General features: G+C 37.1%; 2 protein-coding genes. One reads left to right on the plus strand and one right to left on the minus strand.

Annotation, left to right across the window (positions count from 1 at the left end):
- The first annotated feature begins 111 nt into the window (after positions 1–111).
- Entirely contained in the window at positions 112–597 is a 486-nt protein-coding gene (locus NC856_RS17565) for an Hcp family type VI secretion system effector (RefSeq protein ID WP_014699424.1), read from the plus strand.
- 232 nt (positions 598–829) lie between these two features.
- Here the strand turns inward: NC856_RS17565 and NC856_RS17570 are convergent, their stop codons facing one another.
- Positions 830–1,459, minus strand: coding sequence for a hypothetical protein (locus tag NC856_RS17570; protein WP_138255486.1), 630 nt, complete (start codon positions 1,457–1,459; stop codon positions 830–832).
- Positions 1,460–1,971: the final 512 nt, after the last annotated feature.

Below are 1,971 nucleotides of genomic sequence, written 5' to 3' on the forward strand. Positions count from 1 at the left end.
TTGTTGTCTTGGCATAGTGACCTCGCTTTCGTTGATTGATTTGAAAACAAGGTGGGCGCTAAATCAAGGACAGATCACCACAAGGCTTAAACCATTAAAAAGGAAATTTATATGGCTAATTATGCATACATGACTATCGAAGGTAAATCACAGGGATTGATTTCTGAGGGTTGCTCCACATTAGAATCTATCGGTAACCGATATCAGGCAGGGCATACTGATGAAATCATGATTTTGGCTTTTAACCATATGATGAGCAATGACGGCCATGCTGTTCATAATCCTATCACCCTGGTAAAACCTATCGATAAGTCAACGCCGTTACTGGCAATGGCATTGAACGAACAAGAGAAGGTCAAGGTGTTGCTCGACTTTTACCGCACGACGCAACATGCCAAACAAGAGAAGTTTTTCTCGATTCAGATCAATGATGGACTCATATCAGATATCAATCTCGTCATGCCTAACATCATTGATGATGGTGCTGGCCTGATATTGGAGCATATCTCTATCAGATATAAAGATGTTACATGGACGCATCACAAGGCTGGAACGTCTGGTTATGCATTGTGGGAAATGACGAAGTTTATGAACTAAACAAGTGCAGGGGAGACCCTGCATTTACTTATCTTTATAATACCAGTCTGAAATTCTACCCAGTATATACAAGATAATACCAGCAATAATTAAATGGATTATTTTTTCACTCCACGGAGCATATCCAACGAAAAGTATATAAAGCATCCAAAAAAAACAAAATGGAAATAAAAACATTGCCAGATGATTCAGGATGAAAGCCAATATCTTCTTTATAAAGAAAGTCATATTATTAAATCCTGCTTTCAACTTTATCAATTAGTTTGTTGAACATGCCTATACCATATGTTCTTTTCATTTTTATCGCTTCGGTTAATGGCTCAACTTGCTCTTCAAACAGGAAAAAAAGAAGGTCTAGATCATCCTTTCTTAGTTCAGAGTATACTTCAGGATTCTGCTCTTTTAGAGACCGAGATCTATATATTGACCTATCCATCATCCCGCCTGCCATCAAGCCATAATAAACAATTCCTGTGAACATTTTTTTCATATTGCCAATTTTTTTTGATGCTCTCATTACAACCTGAGATATAATAAAACTCCCAACTAATCCTCCTGCTATTTTATTATATATAGTCTCTTTTTTTGCTTCAGAAACATTACGGTTAAAAATATCGAAAATTCTCGTTACTGCTTCAATGATTTTATCTCTTGAAACAATTCCTCTATGGATAGCTTTAATAACTCTCTCTTTTTCTCTTGATCTCGATGAGCGTGAATCTGTATCAATAAATCCATAGGCGAGATACCCGAAATTTTTTCCGAGTTCACTTACCCCATTTCCCATTCCTTCATAAAAATCCGTAGTGGTTAGCATCTTCACTATACGGTCAGCCAGTTCATCCAGATCTGCTTCAGTCATTGTTATTCCATCCGTGAATTACAAGATTACTTAGCTTAGATTGTAGTGTAATCGCTCAATGAGCGGAATACATTCTTGTGATATTACTAGTGTGCTATTTATATTGGTGGTTGTTTTTATTCCCGATGAAGAAAAGCTCTATAAAGTTTTCCCTTAAATTGCACACAAAATCCATTGGGGGTACTTTTGGGGGTATCAGCTAAAATAGAACAGTTATTTACCCTTCAGAGTCAATGAAATATGCAATAGGTATTGCTCCTATTATCGCACTAATTACTTATATGTTGTTGATTTAATTAATATTAAATTCATTCAGAGTGAAATCGCGTAGCCTCTACTACATAGAGGTCATATTGCCGATGGCTCAATGTGATAATCTGTATCGCCGTAGCAGCGGTATTTATGTTGTCCGTATTGCAGCTCCCGCCCGATACCTGATCTGTCCTTGATTTAGCGCCCACCTTGTTTTCAAATCAATCAACGAAAGCGAGGTCACTATGCCAAGACAACAA

This window comes from Brenneria izbisi (genome assembly GCF_025840185.1).
GTDB classification, from domain to species: Bacteria; Pseudomonadota; Gammaproteobacteria; order Enterobacterales; family Enterobacteriaceae; genus Brenneria; species Brenneria izbisi.